The organism is Mucilaginibacter sp. PPCGB 2223 (assembly GCF_001705515.1).
Classification (GTDB): Bacteria; Bacteroidota; Bacteroidia; order Sphingobacteriales; family Sphingobacteriaceae; genus Mucilaginibacter.
Genome location: NZ_MDJS01000002.1, coordinates 496,361 through 516,646 on the forward strand (window position 1 = coordinate 496,361; position 20,286 = coordinate 516,646).

Genomic DNA, 20,286 nt, shown 5'->3' on the forward strand with positions numbered 1-20,286 from the left:
ACTTGTTGCCATTTTGGTAACATTGATTTGCGATCGTTACAAATAACCTCATTAAAACCAGCACATTGGCTGTATACTTATATTTCTATGTAATTTTTTTGTTAATTATGATAATTTTCTGGAATTTCACCTAATATTTACCAATTGACCTTCTAAACTTATTGCCGTCTAAAAATGACTGATTACGCTAAGCTGTCGGAAGTTGAACTTGTAGAATTACTGAGGGAAGACGAGCTTAATGCCTTTAAAGAGATTTATAAAAGGTATTGGAAAAAGCTGTACGGCGCGGCATTCAAGCGCCTGAAAAATAAGGAAATATCAGAAGAAATAGTACAGGAACTGTTTACCAACCTTTGGTTTAAGCGGCACTCGTTCCACATTAATCATGGTGTCGATGCCTTTTTATATGCATCAGTAATGCACCTGGTTATCGATCACTTCCGCAAAGAGTCGGTACGCGAAAAATACCGTGAAGCGTTTAAGGTGATCCATACCGATACCGATAATTCGACAGAAGAACAGATATTGTTAAAAGACCTGGCCGATACCCTCGAGCTGGAGATCAACCAGCTGCCCGATAAATGCCGCTCGGTATATACCTTAAGCCGCAAGGAGCACAAATCGAACAAAGAGATCGCTCTTTACCTGGGCATTTCAGAAAAGACCGTCGAAAATCACCTCACCAAGGCCCTTAAAAAATTGCAACTGGGGCTTAGCCATTACCTTACGCTGGCATTGCTGATCGCTATCCGCGAGCTGTTTGTTAAGTAAGACTGTTTTTCACTTTTAGTGAGGCCGACTGTATTCAGCAAGCCGTTAACTTTTTAACTTTGGGAATGCTTCAATTACCGGCACTAAAAATTCTATTGCGAATAAGTCTGATAACAGCCGGGGCTGTCGTACTTTATCAGTTAGCCAACCTTTTCCTGGTTTATCGTTATTTAAAATATGAGTATGCCATACTTATTGCAGTGCTTATCGCATTGGGCACCGGGATTTTCCTCACAAAAAAATATGGTGCTAAAGAACGCGCCGCAGAAAACGACTTAGATAAAAACCCCTTAGACTGCCTCACACCTAAAGAATTGCAAATATTGATAATGATCCATGAAGGAAAAACAAATAAGGAAATAGCCGCCATCAATTTTGTTGAGCTGACTACTGTCAAAACACACGTAAACAATCTTTATGCAAAATTGGAGGTCAATGATCGTAAATCGGCCTCAAAAATATATGCCCGGTATGCTTTTACGATAAAATCATCCTTTTCTCCATCCCCCGAAAGCAGATAGATATTCAATAAATCCTACACTTTTGCATCATGAATAAAAAATATCCCTGGAAGCAAGCGATCATCACCGGCATTGCGGTTGGTTTAGTCGCCGTTACTACCTTCAGCCTGGGCAAGCAGGCGCACCTGAATATCAATGCAGCAACCTTACGCGGACTGACAGGATTGTTGACCCTGGTGATCTTAGGAATTGGTATTTATATTGGTATGCAAAGTATCAAAACCGCGAACAGCGGCAACCTGACCTACGGGCAGGCGGTATTTACCGGATTTATTATTGCGGTGGTTACCGGTATGATAACGGCCCTTGTGAGCGTCGTTTACTGCACGGCCGTTGATCCGGGTTATTCGGCCTATATGATATCGGAAAGCCAAAAAGCGCTATTGGCCAGCGGGAAAAGCCCGGCAGATGTTACCGCTGCCACACCTGCTTTGCAGCAGCAATGGTCAACCGGCGGCCAGGTGGTGCAGGCGCTGGTCGGGCAAACCATTTGCGGGGTTGTGATCGCCCTGGTGATGGGCATCTTTGTAAAAACCAAAAAATAGCATCATGAAAAAATACCTGTTATCGATCGGCATCGCATTACTTGCCACCTCCGTATTTGCGCAGCAAAAGAGCAGCCAGTTCGTATTGATCATCCGCTCAAAAGGAGATATAAGAGCATCCCCGGAAACAATCAAAATCAACATTGCGCACTGGACGGCATGGATGACCGACTTAGGCCGGCATGGTAAAATCGCTGCAGGCTACCGTTTCCCAACGGAGGGTACCACAATAATAAAAGCCGACGGGGATGCTAAACCAGGTGCGTATATTGCGAACGGAGAGCTGGTGAGTTCGTTCCTAATTATCAATGCCGCCGACCTGAATGAAGCCAAACAAATTGCAGCCAAATGTCCTACCTTTGAGTTGGGCGGAACGGTGGAAGTAAGGGCTGTACAAAATACGGCTACTAACTGATCATGCTGAAAAAGGGAGAACATATTGAAGGCATCCCAACCGGGTTGAAGGTACTGCCGGGCCTATGCCTTTTTTGAAAGCTTGTCAAAATCCTGCAGGCAAGGTTATCATAATCGGGCCGGTTTGGCTAACAGAAAGAGATCCGGAAGGTCGGGGCCGATAAAGCCATGATCATGCTGCACAACAAACAAAAAACGCTAAAAACCTAAGATCGGTGTTGGAAGAGAACAGGAAAGATCACTGGGAAAATATTTATCGGACCAAGGCGCCCGGGCAGGTAAGCTGGGCGCAGGATGTGCCGCGGATCTCGCTCGACCTTATCAACGATCTTGACCTGCCTAAAAATGCCGGGATTATTGACATTGGCGGTGGCGACAGCAAATTGGTTGACTATTTGCTGCAAGATGGATTTACCGATATTACCGTTTTGGATATTTCCGGCGAAGCATTAGAAAGAGCTAAAACCAGGCTTGGCGACAAAGCCGCGACAGTTAATTGGGTGATGTCCGATATTACAGCATTCCGGCCGGACAGACAGTATGATCTGTGGCATGATCGTGCCGCATTTCATTTCTTAACAACTTCTCAAGAAATCGATACTTATTTGAGAATCGCCGGAAAAGCAGTAACCCGCTTTATGGTGATCGGTACCTTTTCTGAAAATGGCCCTGAAAAATGTAGCGGTTTGCCGGTTAAACAATATTCGGAAAAGCAGTTGCAGGAGCGCTTAAATCCGGCATTCATAAAAGTTAAGTGTATTAAAGAAGACCACGTTACCCCGTTTGGGACAACGCAAAATTTTCTTTTTTGCAGCTTTAAAACAAAAACAGTGCGGTAATTCCCGCGAGTCTGTCATAAGTGGAAAAACAGACTATTAAAAGAGAAAAATCATAATATTCTAAAAAATTTCAAAAGGGAGTAGGGGGTACGCGTTTGCTAAACGTTATACTATTATAAACCGACCTTTTATTCCCTTTTATGAAAAACATCCCATCAACCGAGTTGCTCGAAAAGTACATTAATGGGAAATGTACAGCCGAAGAAACAGCCCTGATCAAAGACTGGTATTACTCTTTGGAAGGAGAGCCCGATCATGTTTCGAACCTATCCATCTTCGAAGAAAAACTTTTAGAAGAACAGATATACAACCGTATATTAACCAATATTACCCCTCAGGTTGAAGCAGTGCCCGGGGTAACCGAAGAACCGGAGCGCCGCAGGGGCTTCAGGCCGTGGTACGCTGTTGCAGGCATAGCCGCGTCGCTTTTAATTTTTGGCGGGGTATGGCTTGCCCAAACCGGCCGGTTAAAGGATAATACTATTGCTTCTGCCGCCGCGCAGGAACTGGTGGTGATCACCAACAATACCAGCCAGATCTATAAATCAACACTGCCCGATAATAGCGTGGTATGGCTGAGCCCCAACTCACAGATCAAGTTTCCGAAGATATTCGACAAACGTTTCCGCGGCATCAGCATGTCGGGCGAATGCTTTTTCGAGGTGACCAAAAACCCTCAGCAGCCCTTTATCATTACCAGCCGCGCCATTATCACTAAGGTTTGGGGCACCAGTTTCCGCGTGCGCGATAATGACCTGAGCAATTCGGCCGACGTATCGGTATTGACCGGCAAGGTATCGGTAAGCATAAAAAGTAATGATCAGCCCACTGCCGAATTGGTATTGAAAAAGGGCGATGTGATGCTTTATCCGCATCAAAAAGTGGTTTTCCTGGTTGATAAAAACCTGCTGAAACCCGAAAATGAGACCGATCAGGGCATTTTGGCCTGGAACCGCACCAACCTCAATTTTGACAATAAACCATTAAGCGAAATTGTACCTGTACTGAACTCAAAATTCCATGTTCATATCAAGGTAACAAACGAAAGGGTAAACCACTACATCTTAAACGCGGATATGGCCGGCTTTAACCTGGCCGATGTATTGGAAGCATTCAAGAAATCGCTTAACGTAAACTACGAAATTAAAGATAATACCATCGAACTCGAATAAACCAGTTATTTAACCATAAAACCAATTAGCATATGAAAAACAAATTACCTACGTAAGCCGCAGCCGCGGAGGAGAGAAAATCCCAGCTACATAAAACAAAAAAACTTAGAAGTGTTGCGACCACTCCTAAGTTTTAGTCAGCCCGGTTGTAACGCCATTTTTGATGGTGAAGGGGCCTCAATTGTCTCATTTTTACTTAGAAACAAAATCAAATATATGAAATTTCATTTACGAAAACCTATTCCCTGGTTTCAAATCATGAAGATTACATTAAATCAAATATTACTGGCCATACTGTTAACAGGCGTTGCTTATTCCAACTCGCTCAAGGCACAGGATATGCTCGATAAAAAAGTGAACCTCACCGTGCAGAACATCACCCTGATGGATGCGCTGGCCGACCTGCAAAAAAACAGCAGTGTAAAGTTCATCTACAGCAAAAGTTCGATCAACATGCAAAAAAAGGTATCGATCGATGCGGTTAACCAGCCGTTAAAAAATGTACTGGACCAAATATTAAAGCCAAACGGCATCGATTACGAGATTTTAAAAAACCGGATAGTATTGGGCCGTTCGCCGGTACACGTCGGAGAAAACCAGGTAAACGAGATCAGCAACGAAAGTGGCGATAAAATCGAATCGGCCGAAGTGAAGGCAGGCATACCGGTAACCGGCAAGGTTACCGACGACAAAGGCGAGCCTATCATTGGCGCTTCGGTGTTAGAAAAAGGCACCAGTAACGGCACCAACACCAGTATCGACGGTAGCTTTAAATTAAACGTGAGCGGGCCCAACGCCGTGCTGGTAATTGCCTTTATCGGTTACAAAAAAATGGAGATACCGGTAGGCGATCAACATGTTATCAACGTAACCATGGTTGAGGAGATCAAAAACCTGAGCGAAGTGGTTGTTGTAGGCTATGGCGTGCAAAAAAAGAGCGTAACCACCGGCGCTATATCGGGCGTTACCTCAAAGCAGTTTGAAGATCAGCCGGTAACCCGCATCGAGCAGATATTACAGGGCCGTACGTCGGGCGTAACTATCGCCTCGAACGACGGGCAGCCGGGCGACGGCGCTACGGTACGTGTCCGCGGTATCACCTCGTTCAACAATAACGATCCGCTTTGGGTTGTCGACGGTGTAGTAGTTGATAACGGCGGCATAGGTTACCTTAACCAGTCGGATATCGAATCGATCGAGGTGTTGAAAGATGCTACCTCGGCCGCTATTTACGGTACACGCGCTGCAGCAGGTGTTATCCTGGTAACTACCAAAAAAGGTAAAGCCGGCACATCGCAAATTAATTATAATGGCTATTACGGCATATCCGGCCCGGCCCGTAAGCTCGACCTGCTGAATGCAACCCAATACGCAACCCTGCGTAACGAGGCGGCGGTAGCTGCAGGCAACGCGCCCCTATATGCAAACCCGGCGGCATTGGGCGCCGGTACCGACTGGCAATCGCTTATTTTTAACAACAGCGCCAAACGCCAAAACCAGGAGATAAGCCTGGGCGGCGGCAGCGAAAAAAACCAGTATTATACTTCGTTTGGCTACCTGAGCCAGGATGGTATTGTTGCTACCGATATATCAAACTACAAACGCATCAACTTCCGCCTTAACGAAACCATCAAACCTGCCAAATGGATCAGCATCGGTATCAATGCCGGCTACACCTATAACAAAAGCAGGGGTTTGGGCAATACCAACAGCGAGTTCGGCGGCCCGCTGAGCTCGGCTATCAACCTCGACCCGATTACCCCGGCCGTGGTGACAGATGTTGCTGCAGCATCGGCTCCGCCATATTCAAACAACCCGGTGCGCCGTAATGCACAAGGCTATCCTTATGGCATATCGGGCGTGGTAGGGCAAGAGATCACCAACCCGCTGGCCTATATCTCAACCCGCCTGGGCAATTACGGCTGGGCACATAACAGCGTAAGCAATGCCTTTTTAGAGCTCGAGCCCATCAAAGGGTTAAAATTGCGTTCGACGATCGGTACCAAGATCGCGTTTTATGGCAGCGAATCGTTTACCCCTACATTCTACCTTAATTCGTCGACCACCAACTCGCAAAACAATTATAACCGCAGCAGCACCCGTTTGCTGAACTGGAACCTGGAGAACACGGCATCGTACACCAAAGTCATCAAAAAACATACGATCACCGCGCTGTTGGGCCAGGGGGCTTATTCTGATAACAGCTCGTACACTTCCAACGTTACGTACTACAACCTGCCGGTTGATAACTTTAACGATGCCTCGATGAACTTCAGCCTGCCGGCAACCAGCATTATTGCAACAGGCGGCGAAGGCCAGGAGCACACCATCAGCTCGTTGTTTGCCCGTTTGGATTACGATTTCGACGAGCGTTATATTGTACAGGGTGTTGTGCGCCGCGACGGTTCGTCGAGGTTTGGTACAAATAACAAATATGGCGTGTTCCCGGGCGTTTCTGTTGGCTGGGTACCCTCGAAAGAAAACTTCTGGCCAAAGAATGAAGTGATCGACTTTCTGAAGATCCGCGGCAGCTATGGCTCGGTGGGCAGCGACGCCATTAAAGATAACGCTTTCCTTTCAACCATCGGCGGCGGCCGTAACTATGCTTTCGGTACTTCGGGCGGCTACATCAGCGGCTACAGCCCCGATGCACCGTCAAACCCCAACCTGAAATGGGAATCGACCTCGCAAACCAATATCGGTTTTGATGCGATGGTGTTCCACGATTTTAACGTAACCTTCGAGTGGTATAAAAAGAAAACCAGCGGTATCCTGCAATATCCGCCTATCCCGTTATACATAGGCGCTATATCGAACCCTGCAGCCAACATCGGCGATATGGAAAACACCGGCGAGGAGCTGCATATCGACTATCAGAAAAAGTTAGGCAAATTCCAGCTAAGTGTTGATGCAAATGTATCGCACCTTAAAAACCAGGTTACTTACTTAGGTAACGGCCAGGCATTTTTAGATGGGGCAGGCTTCCAGAACGTTCAGGGCGGTATTACGCGCATTACCGTTGGCCAACCCTATAACGCGTTTTACGGTTATCAAAACCTGGGTATTTTTCAAACACAGGCCGAAATTGATGCCTATACCAAAAACGGCACAAGGATACAGCCTAATGCCAAACCGGGCGACTTTAAATGGGGCGACCTTAACGGCGACGGCGTTATTACCGATGCCGACCGTACGTTTATCGGCAACCCTACGCCAAGCTGGCAATATGGTTTAACCATTAACCTGAGCTACAAAGGTTTTGATTTCATCATGTTCGGCCAGGGGCAGGCTGGCAACAAAATATTCCAGGGCTTACACCGCCTGGATATTGCCAATGCCAACTATACTACCAAAGCCTTAACCCGCTGGACTGGCCCGGGTACTTCGACCTCTTTCCCTCGTTTAACTGATAACGATCTGAATCACAACTTTACCTATAACTCGAGCTTCTATCTCGAAGATGGATCGTATTTCCGTGTTAAAGAGCTGCAGTTAGGTTATACCATACCTAAAGCAATCACCCAAAAAGTTGCCATACAACGTGCGCGCATTTATGTTAACGCCGAAAACGTGTTAACCTTCACCAAGTACAGTGGCTACGACCCCGAAATCGGTGGCGGCATCTTCAGTATCGACCGTGGTTTTTATCCGCAGGCACGCTCGTTCATGGTTGGTTTAAGTGTTGGATTTTAATTAAAGAAACTAAAATGAAAAAGTATAGTAAGTATATAGTTATTTGTGCGATAGGCGGTACTTTATTCACCGCCTGTAAAAAGAGCTTTCTGGATATCACACCTAAAGGCACGAACCTCGAAGCAAACTATTACCAGAATGCTACCCAGGCATTTAATGGCCTTGTTGCCGTGTATGATGTTGTTGGCTGGCAGGGCGGAGGTTTCGTAACTAAAGAGAATGCCATGGATGCCGGTAGCGACGACCATGTTGCCGGCGGTGGTAACGCAACCGACATCAGCGACCTGCAGGTGTTTTCGAATTACACACTCACACCTGCCGCCGGCCCGCAGGGCGAATTGTGGAAAGCGGGTTACTCGGGCGTTTTCCGCGCTAATGTACTGTTAGGCAAACTGCCTGCCGTACCGATGGATGATAACCTGAGAAAGCGCTTTATTGCCGAATGCAAAGGGTTACGCGCCTATTTCTATTTCGACCTGGTGCGTTTGTTCAAAAACGTTCCGCTCATCACATCCACTGTTCCGGCCGACCAGATCGATAATGTTGAGCAAGCTGCACCAAGCGCCGTTTATGCGCAGATAGAGCAGGACCTGAAAGACGCCATTGGCGAATCTAACCTGCCTAACACCGTTAATGTAAGTACCGATGGCGGCCGTTTAACCCAGGGCGCTTTGCATGCACTGTTAGGCAAGGTTTACCTGTACGAGCAAAAATGGACCCAGGCTGCTGCCGAACTGGCTATAGTTAACGGCACGCCGGGCCAGCTGAACGCAACCTATGGGTATAAATTGCTGGCAAAATTCGGCGACCTGTGGAACGTGAACAACAAATTCAACAGCGAATCGATACTCGAGGTGGCGCATACTTCGCAATCTGCAGGTAACTGGGGCTGCATAGCTTGTACCGAAGGTAACGTGTTGAATATTATGACCGGCCCGCGCGGTTACACAACAAAAGTTGCAGGCGCGCCCGACTATGTTTCGGGGTACAGCTTCCTGCCTTTTACAGCAGAGTTTTTCAACACCATCCATTTTGATCCGCGCAACAAACCAACCGTTGCCAACCTGGATAGTTTAAAGGCTAACGGCATTGCCGATTATACGCCTGGTTATATGAATACCGGCTTCTTTCTGGAAAAATTCATCGGCCGGGTATCAAACAAATCAACCGGCGCGGGCAACTTCGAACTTAACTTCCCGCAGGATATTTATGAGATCCGTTTAGCCGATACTTACCTGATGGAAGCAGAAGCCCTGATACGCGGCGGCGGCGACCTGGTGCGCGCCGCAGCGTTAATGACCGCCGTGCACAGCCGCGCTTACGGCGATGGCTTAACCCACCCGCTGCCTGCAACCTTTGCAGCGCTTAAGCTGGAACGCCGCCTGGAACTGGCCGGCGAAGGACACCGCTGGTTCGATCTGGTGCGCTGGGGCGATGCACCGACAGTGCTCGGCCCGCGTGGCTTTGTGGCCGGCAAAAACGAAATATTGCCCGTGCCGCTTAACGAGTTAAGCAATACCAAAATTAAACAGAGTAAAGAGTGGGGCGGTACCCTTTAATCATTAACTATAGCAGACATTAAAGATCATGAAATTAAAACTGATAAAAGTATGCTCCGTAGCTTTCGCTTTGCTGGGCATAGCCTTATACGAAGGTTGCAAACCCGAAACCTTTGGTAACGGCAACGGCATTACCTCAAATGGTTTAACGGCGTCTTTCACCGTAACGCCGGTATCGGGCAAAAACAATTATTACGTATTAAAAGCAAACGAAAGCGGCTTGCTCGCGCTTAAATGGGATTTAGGCGATGGCGGCGGCTCAAATATCAGCAAAGCTATCGATACGGTGTTCTACCCCGATGCAGGCTCATACAATGTGGTACTTACCGCCATAGGCGTTGGCGGCGCAACGGCTACGGCATCGCAAACCATCAACGTTGCCACATCCGACCCTAACTCTGGCAACCTGGTTTTGGGTGGTAAATTCACCAGCGCTGCCGACGATGCCAAATGGATACATTTTGTAGTAGGCCCCGGCAACAACATGGTGATCAATACCAGCAAAAGCGTAATGACATCCAATCAAACCGGTTATAACGCGGGCGCTATCGCGCAGGCTTTAACGCTAACGGCGGGCAAAAAGTATGCTGTTGATATGGTGGTATCGGGCAGCGGCATGACCGATAGCTGGTTTGAGGTTTGGGTGGATACCAAAGCGCCGGTTAACGGGCAGGATTATAATACCGGGCAAAAAATTATGTCGCTTAACACCTGGTCGGGTTGTGGTGGTAATGCTTTCAACGGTAAATTATCAACCTTAAACTGCGCGGGCAATGGTAACCCATTCACCGTACCAACTACCGGTACTTATTACCTGGTCATTAAAAATGGCGGCAGTAATACCGGCGTTACCGGGGTATCGTTCACCAACGTAACATTGCGTGGCGTTCAATAAAAATAATTATGCTAACAACCGGCGGGCATGTCCGCCGGTTGTTTCTAAAAAAGTCACACCCATGAAAAAGATGCATTTTTTAATATACCCTTTGCTGCTGGCAAGCATGGCCTGTTCGAAAAAATCGGGCGACGGCGACCTGGCGCCTTTTGTACCCATCACTCAACCGCCCAAGACCTATACTTTCGATACCAATGTCACCTGGTCGGACGAGTTCAGCACCGATGGCGCTCCCGATGTAACCAAATGGCAATATGATACCGGTGGCGGCGGCTGGGGAAATAACGAACTGGAATATTATACCAATACTACCAACAACGCCTTTGTAAAAAACGGCATACTTAACATCGTTGCCAAAAAAGAGAGCATGGGCGGTATGAACTATACTTCGGCACGCATGGCGTCAAAATTCAGTAACACCATGCTTTATGGCCGTATCGAAGTTAAAGCACAATTACCGGCGGGCAAAGGCAACTGGCCTGCGATCTGGATGTTACCTAACGATTATGCTTACGGCGGCTGGCCAAACTCGGGCGAGATCGATATTATGGAACAGGTTGGTTACGACCCGAACAACGTGCATTTCAGCATACACGACCAGGTGAATAACGGCGGCAACTCCAAAACCAGCACCTATAATATCCCGACATCGAATACCGCGTTCCACCTGTACCGGGTCGACTGGACACCCGACGGCATTAAAGGTTATTACGACGATACCCTGGTGTTTACTTATTTAAACGATGGCAAGCAATCGTCGGCTACCTGGCCTTTTGATAAACCATTCCATGTAATGCTTAACCTGGCTATCGGCGGCAACTGGGGCGGTTTACAGGGTGTAGACGACACCGCTTTTCCCGAAACGATGCAGATAGATTATGTGCGTTTTTATAAAATGATCACCAACTGATATCCTAATCCTGCTTAACGATCTTAAAAAGGCTGTTTTGAGATAGCCCTAACCAGCTATTTGCCAAAATTTTAAACCGATGAAAAATACAAAACGATATATTTACCCTTTGCTGCTTTCGGGTTTACTGGCACTGGGCGCGGCCTGCACAAAAAAATCATCAAACGGTGGCGATGACGGCGGGGGTACTACCCCGGTTACTCCTCCGCCCGTAACCCCGGTTAAAACCGATGTCAATATGTGGCTCACCCAGGCCGATCAGTCGCAACTGCTCAAAAAACAAAACGTTTCCCTGTTATTTGCATCCGGAACCAATTCCAATACCACCATCAATGTAGATACCACGCAAACTTATCAAACCATCGATGGCTTTGGGTTCGCGCTCACGGGCGGCAGCGCCTATTTACTGAATAGTTTGGATGCGACCCATAAAACCGCCTTATTGAATGAGCTTTTTGCTACGGATAGCGCACACATTGGTATCAGCTACCTGCGGATAACCATCGGGGCATCGGATATGAGCGCCGCTACATTTAGTTACGATGATGTGCCCGGCGATGTGAGTTTATCGAACTTCAGCCTCGATAAAGAAAAAGCCGACCTTATCCCCATCCTGCAAAAGATCATCGCTATCAACCCCAACATTAAAATACTGGCCTGCCCCTGGAGCGCACCGGCCTGGATGAAAGATAATAACAACTTTTATGGCGGCAGCCTGCAGGCGCAATATTATGGTGCCTACGCCAACTACTTTGTAAAATACATCCAGGGGATGAAAGCCAATGGCATAACCATCGACGCCGTTACCCCGCAAAACGAACCCCTAAACGCTTACAATAACCCGGCTATGCTGATGGTAGCTGCCGATGAGGCAAATTTTATCAAAAACAACCTCGGCCCGGCTTTTAAAGCGGCTAATATTACTACCAAGATCATCTGTTACGATCATAATGCGGACCACCCCGAATACGCAACGACCATCCTGGGCGATGCTGCTGCCAATCCTTATGTGGATGGTTCGGCCTTTCACCTTTACGGGGGATCAGTCAACTCCATCGGGCCGGTGCATAACGCTTACCCTAACAAAAACCTGTATTTTACGGAGCAGGCCACTTTTGGCGGCGGTAATTTCGGCGGCGACCTGGCCTGGCATATCAGCAACCTGATCGTGGGCGCTATCCGCAACTGGTGCCGTAATGTGCTGGAGTGGAACCTGGCCTCCGACCCGAACTACGGCCCGCATACATCGGGCGGCTGCTCAACCTGCTTAGGCGCGGTAACCATCGGCGGAGCTAATGTTACCCGCAATGTATCGTATTACATTATTGCCCATGCGTCCAAGTTTGTTCGTCCGGGTGCTGTGCGCATTGCATCCGATCAGCAGAACACCCTGCTTAACGTAGCCTTTAAAAACACGGATGGCAGTAAAGTGCTGATCGTGCTGAACACCAGCGCCTCGGCACAGCAATTCAACGTTGGCTTCAACTCAAAAATAGTAAGCACATCGTTGCCGGGCGGCGCAGTGGCTACCTATATTTGGTAAACACATACAGGTTATTATTGATGATCCCCAATAAAAAAACATCGATCGTTTTTTTGATAGCGCTTTTACCCATTGCCGCCTGTCTTACCCGGTGCCTTTATCAAAGCAAAGCGCAGGATCCGCGCGGCAGGGCCTATGCCGGGTCGGCAAGCTGCATGCAATGTCATAAGGATGTGTATTCATCGTACCTGCACACGGCGCACATGCAAACCTCAAAACCCGCCGGCAGCGAAACGGTGCATGGCAGTTTTGCAGCGGGGCAAAACACGTTCGACTTTGGTACCGGGCAAAAAATGGTAATGGAAAAACGCGACAGCGGCTTGTACCAAACCGGTTATGTAAACGGCCGGCAGATTGAAACCGAACGCTTTGATATAGCCATTGGCGGTATAAAAGCCGAAACCTACCTGTACTGGAAAGGCAATAAATTGTTCGAGTTGCCGATGTCGTACTTTAAAAGCCTGCACGGGTGGACAAACAGCCCCGGCTATGCCAAGGGCATCATCAATTTCGACCGGCCGATCGTTACCCGTTGCCTGGAGTGCCATACCTCGTACATTTACGCATTGCCGCAGCAATCGGCCATCAGGCAGCAGCCCGAATTCGAAAAAAACAGCCTGATATACGGCATAGACTGTGAACGCTGCCACGGCCCTGCGGCACAACATGTGGAGTTTCACCTGGCTAACCCGGCCGAAAAGAAGACGCATTTTATGGTGAGCTATAAATCGCTTACGCGCGATCAGAAACTGAATACCTGTGCCGTTTGCCATTCGGGCAACCGCGATCAATTCGAGATATCGACCTTTAACTTTAAACCCGGCGATACGCTGGAAAACTTTAAGGTGCACGATTATTTCCCGCAAAAGCTCAACCTTGCCGACCTCGACGTGCACGGCAATCAAAACGGCCTGTTAAGCGCCAGCAAATGTTTTTTAATGAGCAATATGGATTGCATGACCTGCCATAACGCCCACAATACCGATCGCGGCAACCTGGCTATGTATTCGCAAAAATGCATCAACTGCCATAACGCCGCTAACCATAATGCCTGCACGCAAAAAATGGGAGCCGCCACTAAAACAAACTGTATCGACTGCCACATGCCTGAGCAGGCATCGGGCGCCATCGCAGTACAAACAGCCACCGAACGCAATACTACGCCCTACCAGGTACGCACGCACCGCATTGCGGTCTATCCTGAGCAACCTCAAAAAATTATGGACTATCTTAAAAACATCAAATGAAAAAATACCTGATATTATCGCTGGCTATCGGCTGCTTTTTGCAGGCACAGGCGCAGCATCACAAAGTAACTGTATATGTTAGTGCCAGGGGAACAGATCATCGGCTGTCAAAAACCGAAACGCTCGATCTTTCGGCAAAGGGGCAAACCGTGGAAACCGAAGTGGCCATCTTTGTCGATCCCAACAAAAAATTCCAAACCCTGATCGGCATTGGCGGCGCTTTAACCGATGCTGCTGCCGAAACTTTTTACAAGCTGCCTGCAGATAAACAGAAAGAGTTTCTGACTGCCTATTATGACACCGATAAAGGCATAGGTTACACCTGGGGCCGTACCAATATGCAAAGCTGCGATTTTTCGAGCGATATGTACAGCTATGTGCAACCCGGTGATAAGGATTTGAAAACTTTCGATATCAGTCACGATAAAAAATACCGTATCCCTTTTATCAAAGCGGTGGATGCAGTTACCGGCGGCAAACTTAAATTGTTCATTAGCCCATGGAGCCCGCCTGCATTTATGAAAACCAACAACGATGTGCTGCATGGCGGTAAGTTGCTGCCTGAGTACGACCAAAGCTGGGCTACCTTTTTCACCAAATACATCAAAGCATACGAAAAGGAAGGCATCAAAATATTTGGTTTGACTGTACAGAACGAACCTATGGCCACCCAAAAATGGGAAAGCTGCATTTTCACCGCTACCGAAGAGCGCGACTTTGTGAAGAATTATTTAGGTCCGACTTTACAAAAAGCAGGCCTGGCCGATAAAAAACTCATGGTTTGGGATCATAACCGCGATCTGGTTTACGATCGCGCGAGCACCATATTGGAAGACCCTGCCGCCGCCAAATACGTTTGGGGTGTAGGCTACCACTGGTACGAAACCTGGACAGGCGCCGGCATGGCTTTCGAAAATACCCGCCGCGTGGCCGAAGCCTTCCCCGGCAAGCACCTGGTATTTACCGAAGGCTGCGCCGAGAGTTTCAATATGGACAGGGTGAACGAATGGAGCCTGGGCGAAAAATATGGGTATTCCATGATCAACGATCTCAACATCGGCACCGTAGCCTGGACGGACTGGAACGTGCTGCTCGACGAAAAAGGCGGCCCTAACCACGTAGGCAACTACTGTTTCTCGCCTATTATTGCCGATACGCGCAACGGCAGTTTGATTTACACCAGCGAGTATTACTACATCGGGCATCTATCCAAATACATCCGTCCCGGCGCAAAAAGGATAGCCGTTTCGGCCAGCAGGGACAAGTTGCTGACCACCGCTTTCCAAAACCCCGATGGTAAAATTGCCGTAGTGGTAATGAACAGCGGCGATGCCGCCATCCCTTATTCATTACTGATCAAAGGCCAGGGTGCAGCAATAACAGCTTTACCACATTCAATCGCTACCTTAGTAATCGACTGATAACCACACACAAACCTATGTTACTTAAACCCTTACCGGCCTTAACCATTTTGCTGCTGGGCAGCGTAACTTTTGCCCAGCAAAAACCACTATCCGCCATCGATAAAAAGGTGGAAGCGCTTTTAGCCAAAATGACTTTGGATGAAAAAATCGGCCAATTGAACCAATACTCGGCCGACGGACTGGCTACCGGCCCGCTTACCGAAAACGGCAATAAATTTCAGCAGATAAAAGAAGGTAAAGTTGGCGCTATGCTCAACGTGCGCGGCGCTAAAGACACCCGCATGGTGCAGGGTTATGCCATGCAATCGCGCCTAAAAATACCGCTGCTATTCGGTTTGGATGTGATACACGGTTACCGAACCACCTTTCCAATCCCTTTGGCCGAAGCCGCGAGTTGGGATATGCGGGCCATCCAATCATCGGCGCGAGTATCGGCTACCGAGGCGGCGGCAGGCGGCATACACTGGACGTTTGCACCCATGGTGGACATCGCCCGCGACCCACGCTGGGGCCGGGTAATGGAGGGCGCCGGCGAGGACCCCTATTTAGGTTCGATGATAGCAGCGGCACGCGTTCATGGTTTCCAGGGTAATGGTTTAGGCAATCTGGATGCGGTAATGGCCTGCGTAAAGCACTTCGCGGCTTATGGCGCAGCCATCGGCGGGCGCGATTATAACACCGTCGATATCAGCGACCGTACCCTTTGGGAAACCTATTTGCCGCCGTTTAAAGCTGCCGCCGATGCAGGCGCGGCCACTTTCATGAACTCGTTTAACGAACTAAACGGCATACCCGCATCGGGCAACCGTTACCTGCAAACCGATATCCTGAAAGGCAAATGGCATTTCAAGGGCTTTATTGTGAGCGATTGGGGCTCCATAAGCGAGATGGTTGCCCATGGTTTTGCCAAAGACGGCAAACAAGCCGGCGAAGAAGCCATTAACGCCGGTAACGATATGGATATGGAAGGTCATAGCTATATCAATAACCTGGCGCAACTGGTTAAGGAAAAGAAAGTGCCAATGAGCCGTGTGGACGATGCCGTTCGCCGAATCCTACGTAAAAAATTTGAGATGGGCTTGTTCGACGATCCGTACCGCTTCAGCAACGAGGATCGCGAAAGCAAGGTGCTGAACTTGGCGCCGAACCACGAAATAGCCCGCGATGTGGCCCGCAAAAGCATCGTACTGCTAAAAAACGACAACGAACTGCTTCCCCTGTCAAAAAACCTGAAAAATATTGCCCTGATCGGTCCGCTGGCCAAGGCGGATAAAGATATGATGGGCTTTTGGTCGGTAATGTGGGAGAACGATCATTTGGTATCCTTGTACGAAGGCCTGCAAAATAAACTGGGTAACAATACCAACCTGCTTTATTCGCAAGGTTGCGATGTAACCGATACTTCCAAACGTGGCTTTGCCGAAGCCATCGCGGCAGCTAAACAAGCCGAAGTGGTGATCATGGCCGTTGGCGAGCATTTTGATATGAGCGGCGAGGCCAAAAGCCGGGCCAATATCCATATCCCCGGTATACAGGAAGACTTGGTAAAAGCCATTGTTGAGACCGGCAAGCCTGTAGTGGTATTAACCATGAGCGGCCGCCCCATGATATTCAACTACACTGCCGACCATGCCAACGCCATTTTACAAACCTGGTGGCTGGGCAGCGAGGCAGGCAACGCCATTGCCGACGTACTGTTCGGCGATTATAACCCATCGGGTAAACTGCCGATGTCATTTCCGCGCAGCGAAGGGCAGATCCCAGTTTACTATAATTACAAAAGTACAGGCAGGCCGTCGCAAAACGATCTGGGCATCAACTACCGCTCGGGATATAACGACCTGCCCAACAGCCCGCGTTATGCCTTTGGTTATGGCTTAAGCTATACCACATTTGCCTTCAGCGACCTGAAGCTCAGTAAGAACAAATTCAGCAAGAACGAAAGCACCACCGTAACCTGTACCATTAAAAATACCGGCCCATATGCCGGTGAAGAGGTGGTGCAATTATACCTGCGCCAACTGGTTGGCACCGTAACCCGGCCGGTAAAAGAATTAAAAGGCTTCGAAAAAATATCCCTCAAACCCGGCGAAAGCAAAACGGTAAGCTTTGTCATCGGTAAGGAGCAATTATCATTTTACAACCAGCAAATGCAATGGGGCACCGAGCCCGGCGAGTTCAGGCTGATGATCGGCAACTCGAGCGACCATATTTTGCTGCAGGACAAGTTTGAATTGGTTAACTGACCGGTTTATTTGTTGATTGGTGGCGGCAGGCAGTGATGGCCTGCCGCTTTTTTATTTTACGAATATTAGTGTTTATTAATTTGTAACTTGCATAAAACCAATAGCCTTATGGAAAGATACAGCAAACTATGGCGGGCTTTTTTTGCGCTTTCGCTGATGGCCATAGCCGTACAGCAATTAGTGGACGGTGGCTTTAAACCGGTTATTTTACCGCCGTCGCCGACATCGTTTGCAGGCTACACGGCCTGCCTGTGGCTGGTAAGTATCGTATTGATACTGGCCTGTGCGGCCATTCTGCTAAATATCCGGGCGCATTTGGTATCGGTTTATCTGGGCACGATGTTATTGCTGTTGCTGATTATTTTCCACCTGCCCTGGCTATTATTTCCTCATATTCGTTTTTTTGGCGGCTGGGGTAATCCCTTTAAAATCATGGCTTATGCGGGCGGCGCTTTTGTGGTGGCTAAATCGGCCGCGCAAACGCCGGGGCATGTCAACCTGGTAAACTCCTGGTTAGAGAAACTGATACCATCCGGGCGTTGCCTGTTTGGGGTAACCATGACGGCTTTCGGTATCATGCATTTTATGTATCCCACTTTTGTGGCTATGCTGGTACCTGCCTGGATACCAGGCCACACTTTCTGGACTTATTTTGCAGGTGTGGCGCTCATCATTTCGGGCCTGGCTATCATTTTTAATATCCAGCTACGCCTCGCGGCAAATTTGCTTGGTATTATGATCTTTATCTGGCTTATTGTATTACATATACCCCGTGCTATAGCTTATCCGCACATGGAAAACGGTAATGAAATTACCAGCGTTTTCGAAGCGCTTGGCTTTAGCGGCATTGCCTTTTTAATAGCGGCAAACGGTAAGGACAATCAAAATCAATTGTCAGTGGTTAACTAATCAATTATGGAAACAGTTGCGCTGAGCAGTAAAGCCGGAAAATGGATCATGATCTCATCTATCCTGGCCTCATCCATGGCGTTTATTGACGGTACTGCCTTAAACGTGGTGTTGCCTGCCCTGCAAAAAAGTTTAAACGCCAGCGGTACCGATCTCTTCTGGATATTGAATGCCTACCTGTTAATGCTGGCTGCCCTGATCCTGATCGGAGGCTCGCTGGGCGACCAGCTCGGACGTAAAAAGGTGTTTATGGTTGGCATCGCTATTTTCATCTGCGGGTCGGCGGCCTGCGGTTTTGCTCCCGGTGTTATTATGCTTATTGTCTTCAGAGCTTTACAGGGTATAGGCGGCGCGCTGATGATACCGGGCAGCCTGTCGCTCATTTCCTCCTCCATCAACGCGCAGGAACGGGGTAAGGCCATCGGCACCTGGTCGGCATTTACTACGGTAGTTACCATGGGCGGGCCGGTTTTGGGCGGCGCTTTCGCGGATGCCGGTTTGTGGCGTTATATCTTTTTCATCAATATCCCGATAGGTTTGATAGCTCTGTTGATATTAGCTACCCGTGTTAACGAAAGCAAGGACGACAGCCCCGAACATCGCCTGGATTATCCCGGCGCCATAGCTATTGCTTTGGGCCTTGGGCTGCTTACGTTTGGCTTTTTGCGTGTACCGGCTATTGGGTTTGATCATATACAGGCTTACGGTTCGGTTATTGCCGGGCTGTTGCTGCTGGTACTTTTTATCATGATAGAAAAGCGCAGCAAGCACCCGATGATGCCGCTGTCGTTATTTAAAAGTTCCACCTTTACGGGAGCAAACCTGCTTACTTTCTTTTTATATGCCGGGCTTGGGGCAGGCATGCTCTTTATGGGATTGAATATGGTGCAGATACAAGGCTATACCCAATTGCAATCGGGCTTAACGTTTTTACCCTTTACCATCCTCATGATCTCGATAGCGCGCTTTGCCGGTGCATTGGCCGATAAGCACGGGCCGCGGTTATTTTTGATTTGCGGACCGGCTATTGCCGGGCTTGGGTTGTTGTACCTGTCGTTCATCAAACAAACCCATGGCTCTGCCGATTACTGGACAACCTTTTTCCCCGGCATATTAATATTTGGCTTCGGCATGTCGGTTACTGTAGCTCCTTTAACTGCGGCAGTAATGGGCTCCGTAAGCGACCATTTCAGCGGGACGGCCTCGGGCATAAACAATGCCATGTCGCGCATATCGGGAGTGTTTGCCAATGCTATTTTCGGCGCTTTGGCCGTGTTGTTTTTCACTGGCGCTTTACAGAATGAGATCAAGGCGATGCCACTCAACGCGCAGCAGAAACGGGCCGTCGCACAACAGGTGGTCAACTTAGGTAATGCTCACGCTCCGGCCGGCATCTCCGATAAGGGTAAAGCCCAGATCGAAACAGCCTATCACACCAGTTTCATCAGCGCCTATTCGAAAATAATGAAACTGAGTGCCGGCCTGGGTTTCCTCGGCGCTTTAATGGCCGTAGCTTTCATCCGCAACAGCGCGGTAAAAAAGTAACCCTTTTACAAAAAACCCGCCCGGCACGCCTGCCGGACGGGGAACCATATAAA

General features: G+C 48.5%; 16 protein-coding genes. All 16 read left to right on the plus strand.

The features are described 5' to 3' along the window. The first annotated feature begins 174 nt into the window (after nucleotides 1-174). The 16 genes from BEL04_RS12630 to BEL04_RS12705 all read left to right on the plus strand — a co-directional run bounded on the left by BEL04_RS12630 (nucleotide 175) and on the right by BEL04_RS12705 (nucleotide 20,233). Complete coding sequence (locus BEL04_RS12630; RefSeq protein ID WP_066004334.1) at nucleotides 175-771, plus strand: RNA polymerase sigma-70 factor; 597 nt, start codon at nucleotides 175-177, stop codon at nucleotides 769-771. A gap of 65 nt (nucleotides 772-836) precedes the next feature. Next, the gene (locus BEL04_RS12635; protein ID WP_066004335.1) at nucleotides 837-1,292 is read left to right on the plus strand and encodes a response regulator transcription factor; all 456 of its coding nucleotides are present in this window, start codon (nucleotides 837-839) and stop codon (nucleotides 1,290-1,292) included. 29 nt (nucleotides 1,293-1,321) lie between these two features. Further along, nucleotides 1,322-1,837: a DUF4199 domain-containing protein gene (locus tag BEL04_RS12640; RefSeq protein WP_066004337.1), complete on the plus strand. Its 516-nt coding sequence runs from the start codon at nucleotides 1,322-1,324 to the stop codon at nucleotides 1,835-1,837. Nucleotides 1,838-1,841: 4 nt separating this feature from the next. Then, on the plus strand, nucleotides 1,842-2,252 hold the full coding sequence (locus BEL04_RS12645; RefSeq protein WP_066004342.1) for a YciI family protein: 411 nt from the start codon (nucleotides 1,842-1,844) through the stop codon (nucleotides 2,250-2,252). Between the two features lie 217 nt (nucleotides 2,253-2,469). Continuing rightward, a complete protein-coding gene (locus tag BEL04_RS12650) occupies nucleotides 2,470-3,090 on the plus strand; it encodes a trans-aconitate 2-methyltransferase (RefSeq protein WP_066004345.1) in 621 nt (206 codons plus the stop codon). Between the two features lie 140 nt (nucleotides 3,091-3,230). Continuing rightward, nucleotides 3,231-4,262, plus strand: a complete 1,032-nt coding sequence (locus BEL04_RS12655; protein ID WP_066004349.1) for a FecR family protein — start codon at nucleotides 3,231-3,233, stop codon at nucleotides 4,260-4,262. A 258-nt stretch (nucleotides 4,263-4,520) separates the two neighbouring features. Beyond that, nucleotides 4,521-7,955 carry a TonB-dependent receptor gene (locus BEL04_RS12660; RefSeq protein ID WP_083227912.1) on the plus strand — a complete coding sequence of 1,145 codons (3,435 nt, stop codon included), beginning with the start codon at nucleotides 4,521-4,523 and terminating at the stop codon, nucleotides 7,953-7,955. A gap of 14 nt (nucleotides 7,956-7,969) precedes the next feature. Next, entirely contained in the window at nucleotides 7,970-9,514 is a 1,545-nt protein-coding gene (locus BEL04_RS12665) for a RagB/SusD family nutrient uptake outer membrane protein (protein ID WP_066004354.1), read from the plus strand. A 28-nt stretch (nucleotides 9,515-9,542) separates the two neighbouring features. Then, nucleotides 9,543-10,409, plus strand: coding sequence for a PKD domain-containing protein (locus BEL04_RS12670; protein ID WP_066004360.1), 867 nt, complete (start codon nucleotides 9,543-9,545; stop codon nucleotides 10,407-10,409). A gap of 61 nt (nucleotides 10,410-10,470) precedes the next feature. Next, the gene (locus BEL04_RS12675; protein ID WP_066005255.1) at nucleotides 10,471-11,319 is read left to right on the plus strand and encodes a family 16 glycosylhydrolase; all 849 of its coding nucleotides are present in this window, start codon (nucleotides 10,471-10,473) and stop codon (nucleotides 11,317-11,319) included. 79 nt (nucleotides 11,320-11,398) lie between these two features. Next, entirely contained in the window at nucleotides 11,399-12,862 is a 1,464-nt protein-coding gene (locus tag BEL04_RS12680) for a glycoside hydrolase family 30 beta sandwich domain-containing protein (protein ID WP_066004362.1), read from the plus strand. Between the two features lie 20 nt (nucleotides 12,863-12,882). After that, complete coding sequence (locus tag BEL04_RS12685; protein ID WP_066004365.1) at nucleotides 12,883-14,109, plus strand: cytochrome c3 family protein; 1,227 nt, start codon at nucleotides 12,883-12,885, stop codon at nucleotides 14,107-14,109. Further along, entirely contained in the window at nucleotides 14,106-15,530 is a 1,425-nt protein-coding gene (locus BEL04_RS12690; protein ID WP_066004368.1) for a glycoside hydrolase family 30 beta sandwich domain-containing protein, read from the plus strand. The genes BEL04_RS12685 and BEL04_RS12690 overlap by 4 nt, the downstream gene beginning before the upstream one ends. 17 nt (nucleotides 15,531-15,547) lie before the next feature. Next, nucleotides 15,548-17,779 carry a beta-glucosidase BglX gene (gene bglX / locus BEL04_RS12695; RefSeq protein ID WP_066004370.1) on the plus strand — a complete coding sequence of 744 codons (2,232 nt, stop codon included), beginning with the start codon at nucleotides 15,548-15,550 and terminating at the stop codon, nucleotides 17,777-17,779. A gap of 108 nt (nucleotides 17,780-17,887) precedes the next feature. Further along, complete coding sequence (locus BEL04_RS12700; protein WP_066004372.1) at nucleotides 17,888-18,688, plus strand: DoxX family protein; 801 nt, start codon at nucleotides 17,888-17,890, stop codon at nucleotides 18,686-18,688. Between the two features lie 6 nt (nucleotides 18,689-18,694). Continuing rightward, the gene (locus BEL04_RS12705) at nucleotides 18,695-20,233 is read left to right on the plus strand and encodes an MFS transporter (protein WP_066004375.1); all 1,539 of its coding nucleotides are present in this window, start codon (nucleotides 18,695-18,697) and stop codon (nucleotides 20,231-20,233) included. Nucleotides 20,234-20,286 lie beyond the last annotated feature (53 nt).

Excerpts from the sequence above, each read along its gene's own strand:
- BEL04_RS12700 (WP_066004372.1), top strand. The coding sequence starts at position 17,888 with ATGGAAAGATACAGCAAACTATGGCGGGCTTTTTTTGCGCTTTCGCTG.
- BEL04_RS12690 (WP_066004368.1), top strand. The coding sequence starts at position 14,106 with ATGAAAAAATACCTGATATTATCGCTGGCTATCGGCTGCTTTTTGCAG.
- BEL04_RS12665 (WP_066004354.1), top strand. The coding sequence starts at position 7,970 with ATGAAAAAGTATAGTAAGTATATAGTTATTTGTGCGATAGGCGGTACT.
- BEL04_RS12630 (WP_066004334.1), top strand. The coding sequence starts at position 175 with ATGACTGATTACGCTAAGCTGTCGGAAGTTGAACTTGTAGAATTACTG.
- BEL04_RS12670 (WP_066004360.1), top strand. The coding sequence starts at position 9,543 with ATGAAATTAAAACTGATAAAAGTATGCTCCGTAGCTTTCGCTTTGCTG.
- BEL04_RS12680 (WP_066004362.1), top strand. The coding sequence starts at position 11,399 with ATGAAAAATACAAAACGATATATTTACCCTTTGCTGCTTTCGGGTTTA.
- BEL04_RS12660 (WP_083227912.1), top strand. The coding sequence starts at position 4,521 with ATGAAGATTACATTAAATCAAATATTACTGGCCATACTGTTAACAGGC.
- BEL04_RS12675 (WP_066005255.1), top strand. The coding sequence starts at position 10,471 with ATGAAAAAGATGCATTTTTTAATATACCCTTTGCTGCTGGCAAGCATG.
- bglX (WP_066004370.1), top strand. The coding sequence starts at position 15,548 with ATGTTACTTAAACCCTTACCGGCCTTAACCATTTTGCTGCTGGGCAGC.
- BEL04_RS12635 (WP_066004335.1), top strand. The coding sequence starts at position 837 with ATGCTTCAATTACCGGCACTAAAAATTCTATTGCGAATAAGTCTGATA.
- BEL04_RS12685 (WP_066004365.1), top strand. The coding sequence starts at position 12,883 with ATGATCCCCAATAAAAAAACATCGATCGTTTTTTTGATAGCGCTTTTA.
- BEL04_RS12655 (WP_066004349.1), top strand. The coding sequence starts at position 3,231 with ATGAAAAACATCCCATCAACCGAGTTGCTCGAAAAGTACATTAATGGG.
- BEL04_RS12645 (WP_066004342.1), top strand. The coding sequence starts at position 1,842 with ATGAAAAAATACCTGTTATCGATCGGCATCGCATTACTTGCCACCTCC.
- BEL04_RS12640 (WP_066004337.1), top strand. The coding sequence starts at position 1,322 with ATGAATAAAAAATATCCCTGGAAGCAAGCGATCATCACCGGCATTGCG.
- BEL04_RS12705 (WP_066004375.1), top strand. The coding sequence starts at position 18,695 with ATGGAAACAGTTGCGCTGAGCAGTAAAGCCGGAAAATGGATCATGATC.